This window comes from Enterovibrio calviensis DSM 14347 (assembly GCF_000621165.1).
GTDB classification, from domain to species: domain Bacteria; phylum Pseudomonadota; class Gammaproteobacteria; order Enterobacterales; family Vibrionaceae; genus Enterovibrio; species Enterovibrio calviensis.
Map to the genome: position 1 here is coordinate 360,595 of NZ_JHZA01000001.1, position 23,170 is coordinate 383,764.

Annotated in this window: 17 protein-coding genes and 3 pseudogenes; 12 read left to right on the top strand and 8 right to left on the bottom strand. The window is 46.1% G+C overall.

Features of this window, described 5'->3' with window-relative positions; all coding sequences use genetic code 11:
- Positions 1-16: 16 nt before the first annotated feature.
- Positions 17-1,456 carry an N-acyl-D-amino-acid deacylase family protein gene (locus Q365_RS0101620; protein WP_028021701.1) on the bottom strand — a complete coding sequence of 480 codons (1,440 nt, stop codon included), beginning with the start codon at positions 1,454-1,456 and terminating at the stop codon, positions 17-19.
- Positions 1,457-1,847: 391 nt separating this feature from the next.
- Between Q365_RS0101620 and Q365_RS0101630 the strand changes: the two genes are divergently transcribed.
- Positions 1,848-3,113, top strand: a complete 1,266-nt coding sequence (locus Q365_RS0101630; protein ID WP_028021703.1) for an alanine racemase — start codon at positions 1,848-1,850, stop codon at positions 3,111-3,113.
- 342 nt (positions 3,114-3,455) lie between these two features.
- Positions 3,456-3,998 carry a hydrolase gene (locus Q365_RS0101635; protein WP_028021704.1) on the top strand — a complete coding sequence of 181 codons (543 nt, stop codon included), beginning with the start codon at positions 3,456-3,458 and terminating at the stop codon, positions 3,996-3,998.
- Between the two features lie 69 nt (positions 3,999-4,067).
- On the opposite strand, the gene Q365_RS26070 is transcribed toward Q365_RS0101635, so the two are convergent.
- Positions 4,068-6,632, bottom strand: a complete 2,565-nt coding sequence (locus Q365_RS26070; RefSeq protein WP_051563705.1) for a methyl-accepting chemotaxis protein — start codon at positions 6,630-6,632, stop codon at positions 4,068-4,070.
- Positions 6,633-7,161: 529 nt separating this feature from the next.
- Between Q365_RS26070 and zwf the strand changes: the two genes are divergently transcribed.
- From zwf to gnd, 3 genes are read left to right on the top strand one after another with little or no spacing between them, the layout of a single operon-like run.
- The gene (gene zwf, locus Q365_RS0101645; RefSeq protein WP_028021705.1) at positions 7,162-8,661 is read left to right on the top strand and encodes a glucose-6-phosphate dehydrogenase; all 1,500 of its coding nucleotides are present in this window, start codon (positions 7,162-7,164) and stop codon (positions 8,659-8,661) included.
- The gene (gene pgl, locus Q365_RS0101650) at positions 8,658-9,398 is read left to right on the top strand and encodes a 6-phosphogluconolactonase (protein ID WP_028021706.1); all 741 of its coding nucleotides are present in this window, start codon (positions 8,658-8,660) and stop codon (positions 9,396-9,398) included. Before zwf ends, pgl begins: the two co-directional genes overlap by 4 nt.
- A gap of 14 nt (positions 9,399-9,412) precedes the next feature.
- A complete protein-coding gene (gene gnd, locus Q365_RS0101655; protein WP_028021707.1) occupies positions 9,413-10,861 on the top strand; it encodes a decarboxylating NADP(+)-dependent phosphogluconate dehydrogenase in 1,449 nt (482 codons plus the stop codon).
- A 407-nt stretch (positions 10,862-11,268) separates the two neighbouring features.
- Here the strand turns inward: gnd and Q365_RS26205 are convergent, their stop codons facing one another.
- The 6 genes and pseudogenes from Q365_RS26205 to Q365_RS0101680 form a co-directional block, all read right to left on the bottom strand.
- Positions 11,269-11,478, bottom strand: a complete 210-nt coding sequence (locus Q365_RS26205) for a hypothetical protein (protein ID WP_081796100.1) — start codon at positions 11,476-11,478, stop codon at positions 11,269-11,271.
- Positions 11,479-11,605: 127 nt separating this feature from the next.
- The gene (locus tag Q365_RS25260; RefSeq protein ID WP_051563707.1) at positions 11,606-13,021 is read right to left on the bottom strand and encodes a calcium-binding protein; all 1,416 of its coding nucleotides are present in this window, start codon (positions 13,019-13,021) and stop codon (positions 11,606-11,608) included.
- A 528-nt stretch (positions 13,022-13,549) separates the two neighbouring features.
- Positions 13,550-14,170: pseudogene (locus Q365_RS25265) on the bottom strand (alpha-amylase family glycosyl hydrolase); the annotation flags it as partial.
- A gap of 134 nt (positions 14,171-14,304) precedes the next feature.
- Complete coding sequence (locus Q365_RS26615) at positions 14,305-15,342, bottom strand: lipase family protein (RefSeq protein WP_028021708.1); 1,038 nt, start codon at positions 15,340-15,342, stop codon at positions 14,305-14,307.
- A gap of 331 nt (positions 15,343-15,673) precedes the next feature.
- Positions 15,674-15,992: pseudogene (locus Q365_RS27365) on the bottom strand (diacylglycerol kinase).
- A 33-nt stretch (positions 15,993-16,025) separates the two neighbouring features.
- Positions 16,026-16,250 (bottom strand): hypothetical protein, encoded by a 225-nt coding sequence (locus Q365_RS0101680; protein WP_155858973.1) that lies wholly within the window; start codon positions 16,248-16,250, stop codon positions 16,026-16,028.
- Positions 16,251-16,263: 13 nt separating this feature from the next.
- On the opposite strand from Q365_RS0101680, the pseudogene Q365_RS27090 reads away from it, so the two are divergent.
- From Q365_RS27090 to Q365_RS0101710, 7 genes and pseudogenes are all read left to right on the top strand, one after another.
- Positions 16,264-16,353, top strand: a pseudogene (locus Q365_RS27090) (transposase); the annotation flags it as partial.
- Between the two features lie 371 nt (positions 16,354-16,724).
- Entirely contained in the window at positions 16,725-17,129 is a 405-nt protein-coding gene (locus Q365_RS0101685; protein ID WP_028021710.1) for a tellurite resistance TerB family protein, read from the top strand.
- Between the two features lie 191 nt (positions 17,130-17,320).
- Positions 17,321-17,650, top strand: a complete 330-nt coding sequence (locus tag Q365_RS0101690) for a DUF2834 domain-containing protein (RefSeq protein WP_028021711.1) — start codon at positions 17,321-17,323, stop codon at positions 17,648-17,650.
- A 257-nt stretch (positions 17,651-17,907) separates the two neighbouring features.
- Positions 17,908-18,285 (top strand): VOC family protein, encoded by a 378-nt coding sequence (locus Q365_RS0101695; protein ID WP_028021712.1) that lies wholly within the window; start codon positions 17,908-17,910, stop codon positions 18,283-18,285.
- A 233-nt stretch (positions 18,286-18,518) separates the two neighbouring features.
- Positions 18,519-19,118 (top strand): sugar O-acetyltransferase, encoded by a 600-nt coding sequence (locus Q365_RS0101700; RefSeq protein ID WP_028021713.1) that lies wholly within the window; start codon positions 18,519-18,521, stop codon positions 19,116-19,118.
- 705 nt (positions 19,119-19,823) lie between these two features.
- Positions 19,824-22,448 carry a Calx-beta domain-containing protein gene (locus tag Q365_RS25280; RefSeq protein ID WP_245621470.1) on the top strand — a complete coding sequence of 875 codons (2,625 nt, stop codon included), beginning with the start codon at positions 19,824-19,826 and terminating at the stop codon, positions 22,446-22,448.
- Between the two features lie 330 nt (positions 22,449-22,778).
- Positions 22,779-23,162 carry a RidA family protein gene (locus Q365_RS0101710; protein ID WP_028021714.1) on the top strand — a complete coding sequence of 128 codons (384 nt, stop codon included), beginning with the start codon at positions 22,779-22,781 and terminating at the stop codon, positions 23,160-23,162.
- The last annotated feature ends 8 nt before the right edge of the window (positions 23,163-23,170 follow it).

The following is a 23,170-nucleotide window of genomic DNA, read 5'->3' on the forward strand; positions in this document are numbered from 1 at the left end:
GGCGTTTATTGGTCGCTTATTGAGAGCGGCGAGCCAGAAAGCGTCCTGCTCGGCTTATTACGCCCTGTTTTTCGGTATAAGCAATGTTGCCATTGACGATAACGGCCACGATCCCTTTTGCCGCAGCAATAGGACGGTCGTAGTCAGCAACGTCGGTAATCTCGTTTTTATCGAAGAGGACTAAGTCGGCGAAATTTCCCGCTTTGATTTCACCACGCCCCGCCAATCTAAAGCGGTTTGCAGAAAGCCCCGTCATTTTGTGGATGGCGGTTTCGAGTGAGAAAATATTGCGCTCACGGCTGTAATAGCCCAATACGCGGGGGAAAGCGCCCCATAAGCGAGGATGTGGATGCGGGTCGTTGGGCAAACCATCGGAACCGATCATCGTGAGCTTATATTTTAATACGCGCTCAACATCCGCCTCATCCATGCAGTGGTAAACCGCGCCTGCGGGTTGCAGCGCTTTTGCGGCATCCATTAGCGGTAAATCCATGTCCAGAGCGATCTGTTTGAGCATCTTGCCTGCGTATTCGGGCAAGGTTTCACTCCACGTGATGAAAATATCAATGTCATCGGTGACTTGCTTTAGGTCGAGCGTGGATGAGCTGGCAGAGTAGGGGTAGCAATCGCAGGCAATATCTTGGTGTGCTGCCGCATTGTCCATTTTCTTCAAGACATCATGGGTGCGACCCCAGTTGCCCGCGCCCGCACATTTTAAGTGCGAGATAATGACAGGGACTTTGGCTTTTTGACCGACTCGAAAGGCTTCGTCCATAGCACCTAAAATGCCTTCGAATTCGGTGCGCATATGGGTGGTGTAAATACCGCCAAACTCTGATAACTCGAGGGCGAGTTGCTGCACTTCTTCTTCGGGAGAGGCGTTAGCGCTGGCGTAGGCCAACCCACTGCTGAGGCCAAGTGCGCCTTGTTCCAATGCTTCTCGCAATGTGTGGCGCATTTGGGCGACTTGCTCATCGGTCGCGCCAGTGAAAAGATCGTCCATGACATTGTTACGCAGGGTCGTGTGTCCCACGAGCGCGGCCACATTGACGGCAGGCTCGGCGGCGGTCACCGCTTCTGCATAGGATGCAAATGTTGGGTATTGAAAGTCTGCTTGCTGGCCCAACAGGTTCATAGGGTCGGGTGGCGGCATGGTGAGAGTGGCAGGTGACGCGCTGATGCCGCAATTGCCGACAATAGTGGTGGTGATGCCTTGGCTGATTTTGGGTAAGCATTCAGGCTGCCTAATCACGTTGGTATCATCATGAGTGTGCACATCAATAAAGCCGGGGGCGAGCACGTTGCCTTGAGCGTCAATCTCGGTGTTAGCGTGCGCCTCTGAAAGCTCGCCAATTGCAGCAATTTTATCGTTCAGAATGCCAACATCACCTGCGTACGCTGGAGTGTTTGTGCCATCAATAATCATGGCGTTACGAATGATAATGTCATATGGCATTTTTGCTTCTGCTCCCTTGGTCTCTGCGTCAATCATTGAACGGAGTCTTGTCATTCGCTCGCTGGCACTGGCAAACAGTGGTTCTGTCAATTTGTTGCATCCGCGCCACACGCATCGACACCACGCATCAACGCACGCATATCAGCATCGATACCAACTGCAATCTCACAAACGCTTAGTCATCAATCGAATGAGCATCAAAAACACGATACCCATAGATGTCGGGTTCACCTGCTTGCGGAGAAAAACGGGAATGACGCTAAGAATTAAAAAAGCGAGAAAGCGCACGTTTGATGCTGATTTTTTTGATAGTTTTCAATATTAACAATACTTTATCGTACATATTGGCCAGTTACTATGCGCCGTGACAGGGATGTTTGGAGAATTTGAGATGGACGGCAAAAAGGGAATGTGTGAGAGCGATTTTCAGACGGAAAACACAGGCACTTTTCCAGTAGGAACAAAAGGCGTACCCATTGGCCGCCAGCAGCACGGGTGTTTTTCGCTGAAAGATGAGCACGTCAGTTTGCCTTGTGCGGTTGTTCGGCAAGGTGCGATTGAAAGCAACGTGCAATGGATGCAGTCTTTCGCCCAACATCACCACGTCAAACTCTGTCCGCATGGAAAAACAACCATGTCGCCCGACTTGTTCAAACAGCAACTTGAGCAAGGCGCTTGGGGGCTTACCGTGGCGACGCCCGCGCAAGCCGAAGTCGCCGTGATGGCAGGGGCAAACAACATCATTATTGCCAACCAAGTGGTGGGCAAGGTGAACATGCAGATGGTTGCGACCCTTATCCAGCAACACCAGATCATGGTTTATGCCTGTGTAGATAGCTTAAGCAATGTGCAGTCATGGCAAGCCATTGCGTCGCAAGAACAGGTTTCCATTCCGTTGTTTATCGAATTGGGCGTGCCGGACGGTCGTTGTGGCTGCCGAGACGTAGACGATGTACTCGAACTTGCTGCCGCCATTGAAGCTGCACCAAATCTGTCATTAAGGGGCATTGAAGTTTATGAAGGCGTGATCAGTGGGGAAAGTGCAGAGCAAGATATTCGCCAGTTTCTGCGACGCGCTATTTCATTGCTTGAAACGCTCAAATCAACCTATGGGTTGCAAGAGGCCATAGTGTCGGGTGCTGGCTCTGCGTGGTACGACGTGGTGGCAGAAGAGTTTAGTCAACTGGATGGGATAACAGGGGTGATCCGCCCTGGCTGTTATGCTGTTCATGACACTGGTATTTACGAGGCGGCGCAGAGTCAGGTTCAAGCGCGTGCAATCACCAATCAAGGCATAGCTTGTGACCTCAGCGGGGACCTTGTTTCATCGTTAGAAGTTTGGGCATATGTGGTGTCTGTGCCTGAAGAAGGGAAAGCTGTTGTGGGCGTCGGGAAACGTGACGTTGCCTTTGATGCTGGTTTACCGACAGTGGAACGTTTAATTCGGGAGGGGGAGGAGCAACCGTTACCGGCTTTGACCGCCACCAAGGTGATGGATCAACACATGTTCGTTGAAGCGCCAAACGGCGGTTTGAAGGTGGGCGATATCTTGGTGATGTCTACATCTCATCCTTGCCTAACGTTCGATAAGTGGCGATTTATTGGTGTGATAGACGAGCAAGACTGCGTAACGCATTGGATGCAGACTTACTTCTAATGCCTCTGCAATGTGGCGATCTGAACGGCGAACACTGCGACAAACTTTACAGCCTTGATTGAAACGAAAAAGGCGAGAAACCTTGCAATCTACAAGTCATTGAAGCCATCGTTTGCGCGACAGTTACCCACAGAAACTGTGCATAAAATGAGCGGTTTCTGTTGCGTTAAATCAGACACTTATGCGAGCTAGGTACAGGGAAAATAGGCGACTCACCCATTCGCATTATTGGTTTGTGTCGGTCGCAATTGTAGCGGCAGCGCGATATAACAGATGCTTAAGATACTGCCCAAGATGCAGATCAGAGAGTGTGTGGGAATCGGAACAGACCGGAGGCGAGTTATGCTAGAGACAGACAGAACGGGTCTGATTGTTGTCGATGTGCAAGGCAAACTTGCGCGATTGGTTCACGACAGTGAAGCGTTCATTGCACGGTGTGAAACACTCATTGAAGGCGCAAAAGCGCTCGACTTGCCAATGATAGTGCTTGAGCAAAACCCCGAGAGGCTAGGCGAAACAGTGGATGAATTGCGCCTTCATATCGACGGTTTTTTACCCATCGCGAAATATACTTTCGATGGCTGTGAATCACCCGCGTTCATTGATGCTGTCAGTGCCGTTAAAAACGTTGATACCTGGTTAGTGTGTGGCCTTGAAACGCATATCTGCGTCTATCAAACGGCGCGAGGCTTGCTGGCGCGGGGTTATCACGTGCAGATTGTCAGTGATTGTGTTTCATCGCGAACATCGTTCAACAGGGAGATCGGGCTTACTCGGCTTCAACAAGAAGGCGCGAAGATCACGGGGTTAGAAATGTGCCTGTATGAACTGGTGAAAGACTGTCGCGCCCCAGCGTTCAAAAATATACTGGGGCTTGTTCGGTAGCGACGCAATCACCTCAGTCATTTCAAGCACCAGCCCGATAGGTGATAGACGGTGTCGCCTAAGTGCGCACTAAAAGTCACCCCAATCTTCATCCGCTTTATTGTTGGTTTTAACTTTAGGAGCCGTTGAAGCGTCGAGTGTTGCGGGTGTTTTCACCTCCTCATTGGTTGAGAAGAACGCCAACAATGACAGCATATACCGCGCTTGAGAGGCCATGGTGGCGCTGGCGGTCGCCGTCTCCTCAACCATGGTAGCGTTTTGTTGTGTCATGGCATCCATTTGATTAACGGCGTTATTAACTTGTTGAATGCCAAAGGCTTGCTCATTGGCGTTCTCTGAAAGCGTCACAATAATAGTGTTAACGTCGCTGACCGCTTTTTGGATTTCTTCCAGTGTATCCCCTGAGCGGTTGATCAGCTCAGACCCTAATTCAACTTTTTGAACGCTGTCTTCAATGAGCGTTTTGATTTCTTTTGCAGCAGTTGCGCTGCGTTGCGCCAGCGATCGGACTTCACCGGCAACCACAGCAAAACCTCTTCCTTGGTCTCCCGCCCTTGCAGCTTCAACCGACGCGTTCAATGCCAGTAAATTAGTCTGGAATGCAATGACGTCAATCACGCTAATGATTTCGGCAATTTTACGGCTGGATTGATTGATTTCACTCATCGCGTTGACCGCAGACGATACAACGTTACCCCCTTGTTTGGCTTTGTCGTCTGCGCTTTGAGCCAGTTCGCAGGCTCGAGTGGCATTGTCAGAACTGCTCTTAAGGGTTTGTGTCATTTGCTCCAAACTGGCTGCGGTTTCTTCCAAGTTGGACGATTGCTCTTCCGTTCGTTGGCTAAGATCTTGGTTTGCTGCTGCAATTTCCTCAGCACCATTAGACACTCCTGAGGCAGATTGACGCATGTCCACAACCACTTGATCGAGTTTGCGAATGGTATTGTTGGCATCAGATTGCAATTTCTGAAAAGTACCTTGGTAGTCACCACTGATTTCCCCTTCGAGTCTGCCGTGAGAAAGGGCATCAAACACGTTAACGGTTTCCGATAAAGCACTGTGAAGTACATCCATCAATTCGTTGAGACCTTGCGCTACATACAAAAAGAAGCCGTCTTTGTCGGACTCTTCGATCCTTGATGAAAGCTCGCCGTTTTTGGCTTGTTCGATGATTGTTTTAATGTGTCTCTCCGACATTCTTTCATTGGTTCTGTCTTGCCATTCGATCACTGTGCCGATGCGCGCTTTGTCCTTATCAAAAACGGGGATCACCGTGATGGTGAAATGCAAATGACCCAGTTCCACGTCTTCCATGTGTGAATGCGTCATGTCATTGAGTATGTTGGTTCTAAAGGCCGAGATCGGGGTAAAGGTTGCCAAGGCTGATCCCATGACTTCGTTGGAACGAAAATCATGAATACATTCTCGAATGCCTGATTCTCGCCCATTGAAAAGCGACGACGCGGCATCGTTGACATACACAATATCGTGCTCAGTGTTTGCCATGATCACACTGGTTTTTACGTTATCCAATGCTTGTTTGATTTGAGTGAGGCGCGAGGATAGCCTTCTTTCTTCTTCGTATTTGGATTTTAGGTCGGCCAAAATCCAAACCGCGAAAGATAGCGCAATAAATACCGCCAATCCCGAAGTGAAGAGCAACCAATAAAATTGGTTATATTCTCTTTCGATACGCTCCTCGATAATGGTGCTTATCCAAGGCAGCGATTCATACACGAGTATGCGTATTTTCTCGATGGCATTCGTCCCGCTGCTCCAAACCACCTTTGAGGTTAATGGCGTTTCTCCAGAAGAGAGGAAAGCGAGCATTTCTTTAGAAAACTGCTCAATCGAGACTTGAGCATCCGAAGAATAACCACGTAAAGCTTGGTCCATTCGTGGATCGGCAAGGAAGGCTTGTTTCAATTGATAAGCCACTTCTGACATTCCAATGCCAGCCGCCACTTTAGTAAGGTTATTGAGCTGGGCGTTGGTCACCGTGTCCCCTGACTCAATTTTCGCTAACATGCCAGAGCCTTTACCGCGAGTAATGCCTATGATTTCCTGCTGCTGCAGAGCAAAATTGGTTGAAAGGTCGATTAAGTAAGCGCTGGTGGCTTCAGAATCAAAAGAAAGCCCAGACTTATCGGACAAACTGGTCAGCAACTGGCGAAGGTTTTGAACGGCGTCTGTGTATCGTTGAAACACCTCATCGGGTGTCCCTACGAACTCATTATTTTTCAAAGTCTCCCATTGCAAACGAATCAGGTTCACTTCGTTGGTGACATCGAACTGGCTTTTGATGCTCTCATCATTGGCTTGTGCGAACAAAAATGCGATTTTTTCATCTGCGCTTCGTTGCGCCAATCGAATGGCGGGAAGTACCTCTTCTTCACCATTCAAATAGCGGTTGGTGTTGCCTCTGACCTGTTGAATAGGGGTGATCAATTCATAGATTGGCCAAACAAGCTGTAGCCCCTGTAATTCTTTCTCATGGTCTCGTATCACTGAGAGGTGTTGCTGAACCGCGGAGAGCATCAAATAAGAAATGGTCACGATAAGCAGAGCGACAACAATGCCGATTTTTGCTTTCACGCTTAACCGTGCGATAAACGAAGCGCCAAATTTGACCATGACATGTTTCCCCAAATTCGCCCAATGAGCGCAAATGACACAAAACGGCGTACTGTTTGCTGTTGATTTATAGAGATAAAACGCCGAGCACTCATAAAAAATAGCACACAGAATGTGATGTAGGTCATTTAAGACAGTGTTGTGGAAGAGTGCAGTGTTGCATTAGAGGGGATTTGTTCTGTGGTTTCATCGTACTGAGTGCCGCTATCCAAGAGGATCATCAAGGTTCGTGTTTTAGTTATGGCTTAACCATGCGACAGGCTTTTTGCTTTCGTCAATTTGCATGGAAATGACGAGATGAGTTTGTTTCTTGCCGCATCTATCTTTATCCTGTCGCTCTACGAGAAAGTCATGGTGACAAAGAGCGTTCATTTGTTGTGCATATGCTTAGATCGCGTGTGTAGAACAGGGTTTACCTATTATTTTGATAGGTAAAAACGACTATCACTTTTCTTCTTAGTGTTTATAGTTTTATCACTAAAAAATGAATGACTTGCTCCAAGGATATTGGGGCGAGTGGGATAACATTATGGCCAAACCAGAAAATAATTGTATTGTCATCTTTGGGGCGTCGGGTGATTTGACCCATCGCAAGTTGATTCCCGCTTTTTATCATCTTTTTGCCAATGGACTGTTGTCAGAAAAATTCGCCATACTTGGCGTGAGCCGCACTAGCTACTCTGATGCGGAATTCCAAGAAAAGCTCAAAGCATCGCTGATCGCCAACGAAAAAGTGGATGAGCAGATGCTGACGGATTTCCTTCAGCGCGTGCATTACCAGCCGATTGATACGTCTGACGTTGAAGACTATGGCAAGCTGAAAACGCGCTTGGAAGACATTGAGCAAGTGTATGAAACCGGCGGTAACACCACGTTTTATCTGGCGACTCCGCCAAGCCTATACAGTGTTATTCCTACCAGCCTTGCTGCGCATGGCTTGAACACCGAAAAAAATGGCTGGAAACGCCTGATTGTTGAAAAACCATTTGGTTACGACCTCGCGACTGCTGAAGCACTCGACAAGAGCCTTCACAAAGCATTCAAAGAACACCAGATTTACCGCATTGACCATTACCTTGGTAAAGAAACCGTTCAAAACCTACTGGTTTTCCGTTTTGCCAACGGCATGTTCGAACCCCTTTGGAACCGCAACTTCATCGATTACGTTGAAATCACAGCAGCAGAATTCCTTGGCGTAGAAGAACGTGGTGGTTACTACGATGGCGCGGGCGCGGTGCGCGACATGTTCCAAAACCACTTGCTGCAAGTATTGGCAATGGTGGGTATGGAACCGCCTGCGGTGATCAACGCAGACTCAATGCGTAACGAAGTGGTCAAAGTGCTTAATAGCCTTCAACCACTGACTGAAGAAAAGTTGCAGAAGAATCTGGTACTGGGACAATACACCGAGTCAGATGTGCGCGGCGCTCACCTCAAAGGCTACCGCCAAGAAAATGGTGTCGCTGATGATTCACGTACAGAAACGTACGTTGGTTTGAAGATGTTTATCGACAACTGGCGTTGGAACGGCGTGCCGTTCTATGTACGTACCGGTAAGCGCTTGCCAACGCGTGTGACCGAAGTGGTGATTCACTTCCAGAAAACGCCGCACCCAGTATTCGGCGCGAATGCCCCAGAGAACAAGTTGATTATTCGTATTCAACCTGACGAAGGCATTCAAATGAGCTTTGGTTTGAAAGAACCGGGCGCTGGCTTTAAAGCCAAAGAAGTCTCGATGGATTTCCACTACGACACGCTTGAAGAAACGCAAATGCTAACGGCTTACGAGCGCCTACTGCTCGATTCAATGAAAGGCGATGCCACATTGTTTGCCCGTACAGATGCAGTGAAAGCCTGTTGGGAATTCGTTCAACCTATTTTGGAATACAAGGAAAACCCAGAACACCTGTACGGCTACGCCGCAGGAACGTGGGGGCCTAAAGAAGCTGATGAACTACTTTATGAAGAAGATCGTTCATGGCGCTTCCCTTGTAAGAACCTAGCAAGCACGGATTATTGCGAACTATGAGTAACATGAATTACCGCGTTTTTGACGACAGCCAACAGGTTGTTGAAGCGTTAGCAAACAGCCTGCTGGAATACAGCGAAATGGGTCGCCCTGTGCACATTTCCTTGTCTGGCGGTAGCACGCCATCGCAGCTTTTCAGCTATTTGGCGAACGCTGATTACGCCACCCGTATTCAGTGGCAAAATCTGCACTTCTGGTGGGGCGACGAACGTTGCGTGGCACCAGAAGACGAGCAAAGCAACTATGGCCAAGCCAAAGCGCTATTGTTTGATCACATCCAAATCCCTGCTGAAAACATCCACCGTATTCGTGGCGAAGACTTCGTGGCAGGTGAAGTGATCCGCTTTACGGAAGAAATGCTCGACACCATTCCGAACGCAGAAGGCACACTGGATGCAGACAGCGTTCCTGCTTTCGATTGGATCATGCTTGGCATGGGTACAGATGGCCACACTGCCTCGTTGTTCCCAGGCAAAACAGATTACAAAACCACAGAAATCGCGACCATTGCGTCACACCCTGAGAGCCATCAGCTCCGTGTGTCGAAAACCGCGCATCTGTTGGAAAACGCAAAACGCATTACCTACTTGGTATTGGGCGCAAGCAAAGCATCGGTATTGAAAGAAATTGCCGACAACGCGCCAGCGGCAGAGGATTACCCTGCTGCACACGTTCGCTCAAAAGCGGGCACAACCGAGTGGTATTTAGATTCAGACGCAGCGCAAGAGCTGGCCTAAGGAGAAATAGACAAATGAAAGCTGATATTGCAGTAATCGGACTGGCCGTGATGGGTCAAAACCTGATCCTGAACATGAACGACCACGGATTCAAAGTCGTTGCCTTTAACCGTACTGTCGCCAAAGTGGACGAGTTCCTTGAAGGCCCAGCAAAAGGCACCAACATTGTGGGTGCAACCTCACTGGAAGACATGGTGAGCAAGCTAGAAGCACCACGTAAAGTGATGTTGATGGTTCGCGCAGGCGACGTGGTTGATCAGTTCATCAACGCACTAGTGCCGCTTCTAGACGAAGGCGACATCATCATTGATGGTGGTAACACCAACTACCCAGACACCAATCGCCGCGTTGCAGAGCTACGCGAAAAAGGCATCCACTTTGTGGGTACTGGTGTTTCAGGTGGTGAAGAAGGCGCACGTTTTGGACCTTCTATCATGCCAGGCGGCAGCCCAGAAGCATGGCCTTTCGTTAAGCCTATCTTCCAAGCAATCGCAGCGAAAACTGACGATGGCGAAGCATGTTGTGACTGGGTTGGCCGTGAAGGTGCTGGTCACTTCGTGAAAATGGTTCACAACGGTATCGAATACGGCGACATGCAGCTGATCAGCGAAGCCTACCACTTCATGAAAGAAGGCCTAGGTATGTCGCATGATGAAATGCAAGCGACCTTTGCTGAGTGGAACAACACTGAGCTAAACAGCTACCTGATCGAAATCTCTGCTGACATTTTGGGTTACCGCGACGAAGACGGTGAACCACTGGTAGAGAAAATCATGGATGCAGCAGGCCAAAAAGGTACCGGCAAATGGACAGGCATCAACGCACTTGATCTGGGTATTCCATTGACCCTGATCACCGAGTCAGTGTTCGCACGCGTATTGTCTTCAATGAAAGACCAACGTGTTGAAGCGGCTGAGTTGTTCAACAACCCAATCCAGCCCGTTGAAGGCGACAAGTCAGAGTGGCTAGACGCGCTACGCCAAGCGTTGCTTGCCTCGAAAATCATCTCTTACGCGCAAGGCTTCATGCTGATCCGCGAAGCGTCAGAAGCTAACAAATGGGAACTGAACTACGGCAACGTAGCGCTAATGTGGCGTGGCGGTTGTATCATCCGTAGCGCATTCCTTGGCAACATCCGCGATGCGTTTGAAGCAAACCCAGAACTGCCGTTCCTCGGCACAGATGAGTACTTCAAAGACATCCTACAAGGCAGCCTGCCAGCATGGCGTAAAGTAGTGGCTAAGTCGTTCGAAAGCGGCCTGCCAATGCCATGTATGTCTTCTGCACTGACCTTCCTGAACGGTTACACCACGGCTCGCCTTCCAGCGAACATGATTCAGGCACAACGTGATTACTTCGGCGCGCACACTTACGAGCGCACTGACAAAGCACGTGGCGAGTTCTTCCACACCAACTGGACTGGCACAGGCGGCAACATCTCGTCTACCACCTACGACGTGTAAGCTATCAACGCATAAGCACAGAACGTGTAAATAGCCTCTGATACCAGAGCGAAAAACGCCAAAGGGCAGGATGAAAATCCTGCCTTTTTTGTGCGTGACATTCACAGGATAAAATTGAACAAAAATCACACAATCACTTGCAATCCATAAGCCATTGAAGCGATCGATTTCGTGGGAGTTATGCACAGAAATTGGGGATAAGGTTGGGGGGGGGGGGGATGATCAAACTTGATTGACTACTTCTCGATGGCAACTGCTTGAAAAGGGGAATATGTTTGTTCTGAGTTTTGCAGTAAACGGCAGTGACCGAAAAATGCGATCAAGAATTGTCGTATTCACAAATTTGGGGAAGCAGTAGGCTCAGAGACTTATCTGATTTGGACACTGGAACCTAGGTGGGTGTTGGATTAGCTATCTGGCAGTCGAATGCCCGTCATTCTTTGTCGATTGAGATGGGGCAATGCTGCTTTCACTGCTGACTTCACTCCAACAATACTTCCTCTTTCTATTCTCGTGCAGGTTCGTATCCAACTCTGAGTATCGAAGCCTAGGCGCGACAGTAAGGGCGGCAGTGCGTTTTCAATATGACCCAATTTGTCCAAAACTTTCTCATGCATTTTAAATTTACCTTTCCCTAGATAGAGTGTCTTAACTTAAAGTTGAATACGAGAATGTGTAATATTTTTTATATACGTAATGAGTTCCCGACTGAAGTGTCGGGCTCTATAAATGGCTTTTATGAAATCAATATAAAATTAAAATACTGTCATCAAGATTCTCTATTAATAGATTTTCAATGTAAATTTCCTTTATTTGGCCTTGATGAGCTGTGTCATTTTCTATGACTAATGACACTCCGCCATCTAACTGATGATAAGTTATCATCTCTTTCAAGGGAGAAATGGATTTTGAGATGAAGATTTTGTCCTCAGCAGAATTAAAGTCTAAGATAATATCTAAATCACCAAATGCACTGAATAAAAATGAATCTTTTCCTTCACCACCAACTAATGTGTTTAAACCACCAGTGCTAAATAACTTGTCATCACCAGTTCCGCCCTCAGCGTAGTTATACCCATCACTTAGAGTTATTCTGTCGTCTCCATCTCCACCAATTAATGTATCGTCACCTTTTCCATCAATTAAGTGGTCGTTACCATTATTGCCTGAAATCACATCATTCCCATTCTCACCACGTATTATGTCATCTCCATCTCCCCCATATAGTTCATCTTCATCATCACCACCCCAAATTGAGTCTATTTCATCACCGCCATATATCACATCTCTACCAGTTCCTCCCCAAAAAACGTTTTTCCCTGATGAACCATTAATCAGATCATCCCCAGAATTACCGAATATAATATCATCACCATAACCATCATGAATTATATCACCACCTGCTCCGCCACGAATTTTGTTTTCTCCATGGTTACAATAGATAATATCAACTTCTTCTCCACCATAGATTATATCGTTTCCTCCACCGGCATTGATATCACTGCCATAATTTCCTAAGATGACTATATCATCTCCTTCTCCGGCATAGATATTATTGAAGCCACTGCTTTCAGATGCATCTATGAGATCATTACCAAAACCACCATCGACAAAGTAATCACCGACCCCTAAAAAAATTGAATCATCCCCATCATTTCCCTCAATCAGTCCATAACCATCATCTCCCCATATAACATCATTGCCAATTCCACCATATATTTCATTAAAGCCGGACCCACCAAATATGACATCATTTCCTGACCTTCCGTATATAATGTCGTGACCATTACCTCCATATATTTTATCGTCATCATAACCTCCAGATATATAGTCATCTCCATCATTTCCGTAGAGAGTATTATTGCCATAGTATACGGAAATTACATCATCTCCACTTCCTCCATAGATTTTGTCATTACCACCCATGCTCTCTAAGAAATCATTTCCACTACCACCAAATAGAATATCATCAAGTGTGCTAGAATATATTCTGTCATTTCCTTCCCCGCCGTATATGGTTATTGAATAGTTTAGCTGTTGGTAAATGGTGTCATCTCCACGATACCCGTATATAAAATCAATTCTGTTGTCGCTATCATTTCCAATTTCTGATGAATATATATACTCGTTTTCGTTGGAGCCATAATAAGCATTTAGCATTTATTTATCCCTTTTTGTTTTGTTGATTTTTATCTTAATGCTTTTTACTTTATAATTTTGGCTCAATTTTGAAATTAAATATATAATCACAGAGGCGTGATATGTGAAGGTTTTTTATGCAACCAGTGTTTCGGCGCAATGTCCAATTTTTGAAATATCCGATTAAATAGGTAGGACACGCGCCCTAAGAAAACTACAACCTATCAGTTTCACGCGCTAGCGCGTTCATCTCTGGTCAGTATTGAAGCCACTCCCTACCATTTTGCATAAGGGAAAAGCATAGGCTGAAAGTAGTGGTCACGTAGAAAGTTACTAACTAACGGGACACACATCCTTAAAATGTCCTTAAAATGGCAGAAAACCACATCACTTGTCTTTCTACCATTGTGCCCAAATAACACTTCTCCCCTAGGTTTTAGGCAGGAAAGTAGAAGAACCCGCTGAAATTACTGGGAATGGGTGTTTTGCTGGAAGGCGAAAACCATCAGTAAGGTGGTCATTCAAAAATCGGGAGTGGTTTTGGCAATTCTAGGTGGCAGGGAGTCGAAATCCACAAAGTCGCTTTCTCCCGAGTAAAGATAAAACGCCCTTACTGGATGACTCTGTGCCAATGAGAGTTCCTTTTTCAGCATGTTTGTAGGCATCAAGCCATTCAGCGGAATCAAACCCTAAGCGGTTGAGTATTGGAGGCGTTCGGCTATCAATTTGACCACGCTTATCCTCTCGGCATTGGCGACCTGTCCAATCGATAAGTTCTAGATAATTCATCAGCCTAAAAGGGATGCCCTCTGATATGTTTTCTCTCGGGTTTCCAACAAAGGGGAACAATCCTTCTGTGGTAGTTTTCTCATTTTCAATGGCGTTAATTCGCGCTTTGATACTCGTGAAATCGGACGTTTCTGGTGTTGCTGCAATCGCAGCCCTAACAGGGTTTAAATCCACATAGACCATCGCCGCCGCAAGGGCTTTTTCATCGAGTAACGCTTGGCTTTTAAACCGCCCCTCCCAGAAATGACCTGTGCATTTGTCTTCTCGGTTGGCTTCAGACGCGATGTGTTGATTCAGTAGACGCATGAACCAACTGATTGACACTAACTGCTCTCGCCAAACCTCTATTATCTGACCACATCGCTCTGATTCAGCCTTTGAATATGCGCAATATAACTCGCCCAAAACACACCAGTATTTCCTTGATATACAGAGGACAAAAAGAACGTAAAAAAGACGCACAATTTGTGCGCCAAAAGGACAAGGTGAGACACGGTTAAGCTCAGGTGTGCGTATTACTTTTTACCTAGCACGTCTGCGATGAAGCTAGGGAAAGAGTTGATAGCATATTGGAGTTGCCATAAAACCACATCAAGCGTGTCATCGGTCCAGTCGAAGTAGGTTAGCGAACGAAACCAGTGGATGTCGTTATCAATGCTGTAGTAATCCCACATGTTGCTTCTGTAATAAGGCTCAGAAAGGAACTGGAGCTCTTCTTTCAAAGGAATGGTGAAGTGAAGCGTCAATGGGTTTTTTACGAAAGGCAGCGGTAAGAAGCGAGCTGATGAAAGGTAGAATATGGTGCCATACTGTTGAGCATCAACACCTGCCGTATCTGCATCTTGTTGTAAGTCCATGTCAGAAACAAACTCGCCAACAAGGTTGTAGTTGGTAATGCCTCTTGCGTTGTCGCGCCACGTTCTTCGCTTGTTTCCATCATAGTAAATCGCGGTTTTTATCTCACGTAGCACGGCCTTATTCACCCCTGTAGCGTCAAAAACAGTGGCGGGTTTACCCGTTCGAATTGCCGCCGCCGTTGCCAAACCGCCTCCCAAACTATGCCCGGTGAAATGTACGTTGTAGCCACTATATTTGTTTGCCAGATATTCTGACTCGCGAATAACGGTGGCAAATTGAGGTGGTACCACACCTGCTGAAAGCAACCCATCGTTTACCCAATCTGACGTACCTAGCTCGCTACCCCGAATTGCGATGACTGCTTGATTTCCGTTTGTATAGACGGCCGAATGAAAGCCAATACTGGTATCTTGAACGGTTTCCCTCAATTGCCAGCCATTAGGTGCACCATAGGCGCGGTAAACATATTCAGATAATTCAAGGTAAGGAAGGGCGGATCTTGCTTGGTTGATTGATGGAGGCTTGTCTGTTGAGTAGATAACACTGGTGTGATTGGTGGTATATGCGTAGTTGGGTTTTAAAACGGCTTGGAGAAATGTGCCAATACTGCCGAGTTCTTCTGCAGAGGTGGCGGAAGCCATCGGAGAAAGTAAACCCAAGTAAATGGCGATGCTGTAAGCAATATGCTTTTTCATTTCGTTACGTCCTTTGCTCAAATTGAGTATCAAATACAAACTGACGATTTGCGGTAACGTTATTTTTCGAATGTTGCAAAAAGGTTAATGCTCGGAGTGGGAATGATCTGTCTCAATAGTGTGACGTCATCCTAAAGTCGTAGATCTGAGAGTGGGGAGGGGTGAGTTTTTTCTTTTTATAAACATAATCTTAATAAGGAAAGGGCTAGTCAATTTTGTCGTTGACTTGCCCTTTGACGGGAAATTTATGTTGTAAAGCTATGCTAACAGGTGCACTTTGAACCCGAATGCGAAGATCTTGCCCACGAATTCAAAATAGAAGAATGCTGCTTCAGGTAACGACAACAAACACCAAGGCAACGAATACAGCCGCAGAGCCAATGTCTTTGACTCTGCCACTAAGAACGTGATGCTCTGGGCTTATGCGATCCACGGCAGATTCAATCGCGGAGTTAAGCAGTTCAACAATGACGACTAAAAAGAGGCTGGCTACCATAACTAACTGTTCTAGATAAGAAACAGGAAGAAAAAATGTCATTGCAGTCATAACGATCAGCAGAGCGGCTTCTTGTCGAAATGCCGCTTCATTTTGCCACGCTGCTTTTTAGGCCTTTAAACGAATATTTAGAGGCATTGACTATTCTGGTCAGCCCTTTTGGCTGTGTTTTTTCATCCTAAACTCTTCACTTAGCATGGTTATTCGATGGTTGTTGTTTTGCATCCAGTTGCTTTTCACGGTGATAAAGAATGTCTAGAGAAGGTTGATAGACTTTTGTCGACACTGCAGCCATGCCAAGAAGGGTATGGAACAGGTTATCTTGTTTGGTGGGACAGTCACCATTAGAGAAAGACAACAGCTGACTTTTGGGGTTCGGAACCATATGCTTTTCGTATTGTTTGGTTATCATCAATTTAAATCCAATCACAAAAGTGTGTTCATCTCTCATCAGTATTGAAACCACACCTTATTATCACTGTATTTCTCGCTACGCCCGTCGTTCGTTTCTATGTTTTTCGTTTTTTTTGGTTACTATCCATTTTAAACCAATGACAAAAGTGCATTCATCTCTCATCAGTATTTAAGCCACTATCTACTATTTTGCCAATAGCGCGAGCGTATCGCCGATACAGACACTTAAAGATTTTTTCCTATCCACTGGGTTAGTACATTTGTTATCGTAAGTGCCAGATTGCATGAGGGAAAAGCAAAGGCTGAAGTAGTGGTCACGTAGAACACGGCTGAGCACTTAAGGGGTGGGGCGCTAGCTGTTCCTTTCAACAGAAATAGCGACATACCTGTAGTGATCAAAGTGAGCCAATTTACAGCTTCTTCTGCTGCCACCGCGCACCGAATACCGAGAATTAGTTAAGGAGAACTGAGAGTGAATATTATTGCTGTTTTTCAAAATAAAGTGGCTTCATTGCTGACAGACAGTCAGCAAAGTGCAAACGAGAAACTCATCGAACTCGCGACATTTTTCTACAAAATTGATAATCGCGTATCGCTGGCAGAGCAAAAATACATGGATGAGCTTTTACAGACCATCGAATGGAAATCGACTGTCAGTGTTGAGTCTTACCAAAGAAATTGTATTAGCAAGATCGGCAGCGTGATTGACGGTTCAGACGAGGATGTATCTTCCTACTTGTCTCAGTTGATGCAAGAGCTTTCTGAATTAGGCGCTGCAGAAAAAGCGGTAACGCTGGCGACAGAGATTTCAGATGCGGACGGTGAAATTGCTGATGACGAAGTCAGGTATTTAGACCTAATCAAAAGCTTTAAGTAATTACAACAAACCGCTGCCAAAATCAGCGGTTTTTTTGTGACTGTATTAGGCTCTTGAAACTTTGTTGGTAAGAGAGCGTGCCGAAATTGGGTAGGAAACATAGAGATTATGGTTTTGCCCAAGATTGGCGGGCGAAGCGCCCGTTATGCTAACTTTAGGGATGACGAAAAGACATATGCAAGGAAGGCAAAATGTTAAGGTTTTATCTTGTTCTCACTCTGTTAGGCATTTTGTTACCTTATGGCGCGTTTGTTCCTTGGCTAGTCGCTAATGGTTTAGATCTTGGCCTCTTGTTTAACGATGCAGTGGCGAACCCCATTAGTATATTTGCTTGGCTTGATGTTTTAGTGTCTGCGGTTGTTTTAATCGGCTTCATTGTTGTAGACGGTAAAATAAATCAGGTGAATTATCGCTATTTTGCTGTGTTAGGAACGTTGTCCGTGGGAGTGTCGTTTGGGCTGCCACTGTATCTGTACTTAAAAGAAAAGCAGTCGCTTAAACAGCAACTCTGTCACACATGAGCCTTCATACGGTCAATAAGGCATAGTATTTTATGGCTACGCCAACTGGCCATGGCAACAGTAACTATTGATTAGGCAATAAAGATACGGGCGTTTGTATGACGCCTAGAAAAATCATCAACCTCAGATTATAAAAACGCCACCCAAGTGCGACCAGTCTGCATGAGGGCGGCTCCTGCCATTCGTGATGTGGAACTAAACGTCAAAGAACAGAGTCGTTCCGCTAATCTCTCCTCCTAAAAAATCGAGTAAGAATAATGATTGATCACGTTACCGTTTCTGTCAGCGATTTAGAACGCAGCAGACAGTTTTACGAAGACGCTTTTCGTCCGCTGGGGTACAAAATTGCGTTTGGGGATAAGGAAAGGTTCTGGGCTTTTGATCTTGGAAATGGATTTCTTTTCGAAATATGTAAGGCAAAGACCGCGGGAGCGTTAACGAGTTTTCACATTGCCTTTCGTGTCGCGAGTCAGCAACAGGTTCATGATTTTTATGACGCGGCGATTCTTGCGGGAGCACAAGATAATGGCGCGCCTGGGCCTCGCCCTCACTATACGGAAAACTATTATGCGTGTTTTGTGAATGACCCAGACGGACACAACATTGAGGCTGTTTTTGACACATGGAACTCCTGATGTCGTTGTGAGTGCCATCTAATTGTTCAATAGGGAAATTTTTAACCCCTAGCATCTTTGCTGTGTGTGGCGTTTAATCGCTACAAATTTAGCAAAAGAAGGCAATTTGGCAGTTTCAATCAAAGTTTTCCAGAAAGTGACTGATATTCTAACGTTTGCAAGCGTCCAAGAGGAATGTTGTGAACATTGGGCGTTTAGGCGCTGAATCAAATAGGTTTTTGAAAAGGGGTAGCATGGATATTGAAGAGCGACTACATAGTCAAAAAGTTTACTTTTGTGATGATGAAGAATTAGTACAAAAGCAGGTGAAATGCTTGGATGTCCTTTATGATTTTAACCATACGCGTCCGACTGAAATGGATAAACGCCGTGAAATTATGACGCGTCTATTTGCAGAGGTGGGTGATGATTGTTACATCGAACCGCCACTACATGCTAACTGGGGAATTCATACTCACTTAGGTAAAAGCGTCTACGCAAACTTCAACCTGACTTTAGTCGATGACACGCATATCTATATTGGTGATCATGTCATGATCGGCCCCAACGTCACGATTGCTACGGCAGGGCATCCAATCGAGCCAGATTTAAGACGTAAAGTGGCTCAGTTTAATATACCCGTCACTATTGGTAATAATGTTTGGATTGGGGCCAACTCGGTTATTCTGCCGGGGGTTTCCGTCGGTGAAAACTCTGTGATTGGTGCTGGGAGTGTTGTGACGAAAGACATCCCGCCAAATGTCGTCGCAGTGGGTAACCCGTGCCGTGTTTTACGTGAAATCAACGATCGCGATAAAGAGTATTACTATAAAAACAGAAAATTCGACGAGTAGTATACGTCGGCTGTGTCTAAGTTCATTGAGACAGTCACTTGATAAAACCTATCGTGACTGTCTGAATCCTTTTCTCACTCTCCGTGAAGGCAAAGATTTTTGAAATCCAGCGTTTCGAGTGCCTGAATAGGGTGCTTATCAATGTCTAATCACGGCTTTCTTCGGGTTATTACATATTCTAAATATCGTTATATCCGAAGCGATGGCATCATCAGCGGAGTGTCTGGATCAGAAAGAAGCGAACGTTTCATATGTATGCACACTTGCTCATAATTTGGATATGCATTCGTGATTATATTCCTAATTTTCTGATGAAATTTTCATTTTATGAGAAAGCATTTCAATGTCGAGTCATGATGGTGGCTCCATACCACCTCTGCATTATTCTATTCATCCCTTTGTCATACTTTCTTTTCTTGTCTATTTAAGTCTTTTCTAATTAAGTTCGTCGTGAAAAGTGTAAAGCGCGGCTGAAAAATACCAAAAGTGAGTGATGTTTCATTAATGAGAAAGCCCTAATCAATGTAAGTGTATATCCTCTACCCACCTCCTCACTCTTCGAGAAGACTGTGTCCTAAGACAGGCGTGAACCTCTGTCAGGTCGCATGGAAAGCCAAGTCGAATGGATAAGTCATTTATTCTACTGGTCAACTCAGTGGAGTGAGAATACAAACCAAACATTATGGACGATGGGTATTTTTCACGATGAAAAAATCTTTGATTTCAATGGCAGTTTTGGCCAGCGTACTGACATCTGCACAAGCCGCAGCAAATTGTTCAGGTAACGTTTATTCAATGAATGCTGGGCGTAATCACGTTGGTGTTCTTTTAGATGTTCAAGAGCTAGATAAGATGACCGGTGTTTACGCCACTGATGCGGTGAATCGTTCCACTTATCACTCTCGCTCCATGTTTAGTGGCTCTGCGATGTCGTATAACCGCATCACAGACCGTCTCTACTATGCCAATGCAATTCAACCCACAGATTTTTACATTGATATTCCTGAAAGCGATTTCACGGCTGAGGAATATGCATCACTGGATCTTCATTCGAAGAAGAGAAAGTCATTCCAGCTAGCGTATATGGACCCAACGACAGGTAATCATGTTGCGGGACCCACCGTTGATAAAGAAATCATGCGTATGGCCTTCCACCCAGATACGGGTGAACTGTTTGCATCCAATAACTCTGCCATTTTTAAAGTAGACCCTGAAACGGGCGAAACCACTGATCTAAGTTCTTTTGATAGCGATCTGCGTTTTGGTGGGTATTCCAGCTGGGGCTCGTTTGTATTTTATGAAGGTGAGCTTCTGTTTGTGACTAGCGGGCGTACGTTCAAAATCGACACGGCAACAGGCGCCCAAACATTCAAAGCATTCCACTTTGTTGACTTTGTCGTGGCGGCGACATTGGACCAAAATGGTCAAATGTTGCTTGCAGCAAAAAACCAGAATGTAACGGGCAATGTGAACAGCAATATGCTGTACCGCATTCAGCCGTCCACTGGCGAGAAAGTAAAAGTAGGTCTGTTCCCGAGCCGTATCAGTGCGATGGCTACCGTGACGTCAGAAGACCACACCTGCTATCCGAAAACCATTTTCCCTAGCGAATTGAACCCTGAAGTAACCGGAATTACGCTGACATCAGCGTCGGTGAGCGAAGGCGCTGTTGCTTACGCGACGGTTAATTTTGACGGTGAAACGACAGGTACCACCGCGACGGTGAACTTGGCACTGACAGATGGCACAGCGCTCCTCAACAGCGACTACCGCAATGCTGTGTCGTTACGTTACTCAGATGGAACTACAGGCACAGCGACTGTTTCCTCAACGCAGACAACAATCACGTTGCCAAAAGGCATCACATCAGTGCGCATTGATATTCCGACCGTAGACGATGACGCGGCCGAGAATAGTGAGAATTTCACCATTGATGCATGGACCAACAGTGATAAGAGCGATCTAAGCAGCGCAACGATTGTGATTGCTGACGACGATGGCTCCGGCACCGTGACTGGAAACTTGGAAGGGAATGGGGAAAATACCGCTGATGACTCTGCTTATATCACCACGACCAATCCTGATGGTAGTTACACGGTAGTTTGGAGAGGTTGGGATACCAATTACCATGGGAACAACAAAGTCTATCTCCAAAGCTTTAACGCTGACGGGACGCTCAAAGGTGACGAACTGACGTTCGGCACTAGGCAGAAAATCGAGTCTCCGCAAGTCACCATGCTCAATGACAATGGCGATATGTTGGTGACGTGGACGGGCTACAACAATAGCGCCAGCCTAAACACACATTCCTATGCTCAAGTTATTTATGCCGACCCTAGCCAACATAACGGCGCAGCAATGGGACCAGTGATGGATCTGGGACCTTCTTCGCTTAGATCTGTCACCTCAGAGCATTCGGGTAATACCAGTGTGATAGTTTGGCAAAATGGTTACTCGCTGTACATGCAGATCCTTGATATTGCGGGTAACAAAGTGGGTGGGGCACAGGTGGTCGGTTCGATTTCCGCCAATTCAAATAGTTACCCCATTGAGTCAAAAGCGGAAATCAGTGTCTTGGACAATGGCAATTACATCATTTCCTGGAATCAAGGCTCAACTGCCACTGCCACTAATATCGTGATGTTATCTTCTGCAGGCAGCAAAATTGGTAGTACACAAACACTTAGTATTGGTGGTACTGATGGCGTCGGAGACAATGAAACCAATGTTGTGAGTATTGGTGGCGACAAATACGTCATCGTTGGCTCTGCGGGTGGCGTGGTCAAATTGGCGCTGATGGATGCGACTAATAACCAGCCTGTCGCTAATTCCATCAAGACACTAAGTTTGCCTGGCACCACTGGCAATGATCTCCCATCGATCACACAGATTGGGACTGAGGGGCAGTTTGTTGCGGTTTGGCGCGGTATTGAAAGTAATGAATGGCACACTTACATCCAACACTTTGATGAAAATGGTCTGTCTAGCCAACCCGCAGAGAAATTCCTAGCGACTGGCGGACATGGCCCTGCGAAAGTTGCTGGCGTTGGTGTCGGGGACTACGTGGTTGTTTGGGCGTCAATCGGTGACAGCCAACGCTACGAAGTGCATTTCCAGAAGTTCAATGCAGAGGGTACAAAAATCGGTCAACAAATGACATTCACGGGCCAAGACACCAGCGACAATAGTTTGCATTTCGATATCACACCGGTCGGTGACAAAGGAGCCTTCTCTATTACGTTTGACGGAAAAGACTCGGCTGCAAATGGCGGTGACCGATCGATCTATGTGGTTCACGTTGATGAATACGGCAGTGTTGTTCAGCCTTAAGCCTTAGAGGTAAATAGCTGAAGCGACCCGTCGAAATGACAGGCCGACGCGCTCTCTTAAAGCCAGCAGTCACATTGCTGGCTTTTTTCTGCCCTTACAATCACGCCTGTCTCGCGTTGAAGCTGCCTAAGTGAGGTGCAACCCATCCAAAAAAGTGAAATGAGATTATTCCGCCAAGACGCGAGTGAGATCAATGTCGCTGAAGAATTGAAAAACTTGGGTGAGATCGGACATTAAAATATTGATTTATTTGTGGTAATTCTGGGCGGTAGTTGAAATGGTACTGATGTTAGACATCAATGCTCAATGAATATCCGCGAGGAAATGATCATGAAAAAATCGATAGTTCCCGAACAATTTAGACACTATTACGACGATTGGCATTTTTCACCTTCGATTGAATCTGATGGGACTGTTTATTTGTCAGGCGTTACGGCAGCGAGGAAAGACAAGCCCATCAGCCTCGATCCAGAAGAGCAGTTTCACGATGCCTTTTACAAACTTGGCGTATATCTCAACGCTGCGGGACTCACTTACGATGATATTCTTGAGATGACAACATTCCATATCGATTTGAAGAAGCACATAGGTGCATTTTCAACCGTAAAAGATGAATATGTTAAAGCCCCGTATCCGGCATGGTCTGCGATTGGCGTCTCTGAGTTTATCCCTGAGAATGCGCTGGTTGAAATGCGTATCGTCGCCAAAAAATAATATCAACG

Coding starts and splice junctions, on each gene's coding strand:
- Q365_RS0101620 (WP_028021701.1), bottom strand. CDS start 1,456: ATGCCATATGACATTATCATTCGTAACGCCATGATTATTGATGGCACA.
- Q365_RS0101630 (WP_028021703.1), top strand. CDS start 1,848: ATGGACGGCAAAAAGGGAATGTGTGAGAGCGATTTTCAGACGGAAAAC.
- Q365_RS0101635 (WP_028021704.1), top strand. CDS start 3,456: ATGCTAGAGACAGACAGAACGGGTCTGATTGTTGTCGATGTGCAAGGC.
- Q365_RS26070 (WP_051563705.1), bottom strand. CDS start 6,632: ATGGTCAAATTTGGCGCTTCGTTTATCGCACGGTTAAGCGTGAAAGCA.
- zwf (WP_028021705.1), top strand. CDS start 7,162: ATGGCCAAACCAGAAAATAATTGTATTGTCATCTTTGGGGCGTCGGGT.
- pgl (WP_028021706.1), top strand. CDS start 8,658: ATGAGTAACATGAATTACCGCGTTTTTGACGACAGCCAACAGGTTGTT.
- gnd (WP_028021707.1), top strand. CDS start 9,413: ATGAAAGCTGATATTGCAGTAATCGGACTGGCCGTGATGGGTCAAAAC.
- Q365_RS26205 (WP_081796100.1), bottom strand. CDS start 11,478: ATGCATGAGAAAGTTTTGGACAAATTGGGTCATATTGAAAACGCACTG.
- Q365_RS25260 (WP_051563707.1), bottom strand. CDS start 13,021: ATGCTAAATGCTTATTATGGCTCCAACGAAAACGAGTATATATATTCA.
- Q365_RS26615 (WP_028021708.1), bottom strand. CDS start 15,342: ATGAAAAAGCATATTGCTTACAGCATCGCCATTTACTTGGGTTTACTT.
- Q365_RS0101680 (WP_155858973.1), bottom strand. CDS start 16,250: ATGATAACCAAACAATACGAAAAGCATATGGTTCCGAACCCCAAAAGT.
- Q365_RS0101690 (WP_028021711.1), top strand. CDS start 17,321: ATGTTAAGGTTTTATCTTGTTCTCACTCTGTTAGGCATTTTGTTACCT.
- Q365_RS0101695 (WP_028021712.1), top strand. CDS start 17,908: ATGATTGATCACGTTACCGTTTCTGTCAGCGATTTAGAACGCAGCAGA.
- Q365_RS0101700 (WP_028021713.1), top strand. CDS start 18,519: ATGGATATTGAAGAGCGACTACATAGTCAAAAAGTTTACTTTTGTGAT.
- Q365_RS25280 (WP_245621470.1), top strand. CDS start 19,824: ATGAAAAAATCTTTGATTTCAATGGCAGTTTTGGCCAGCGTACTGACA.
- Q365_RS0101710 (WP_028021714.1), top strand. CDS start 22,779: ATGAAAAAATCGATAGTTCCCGAACAATTTAGACACTATTACGACGAT.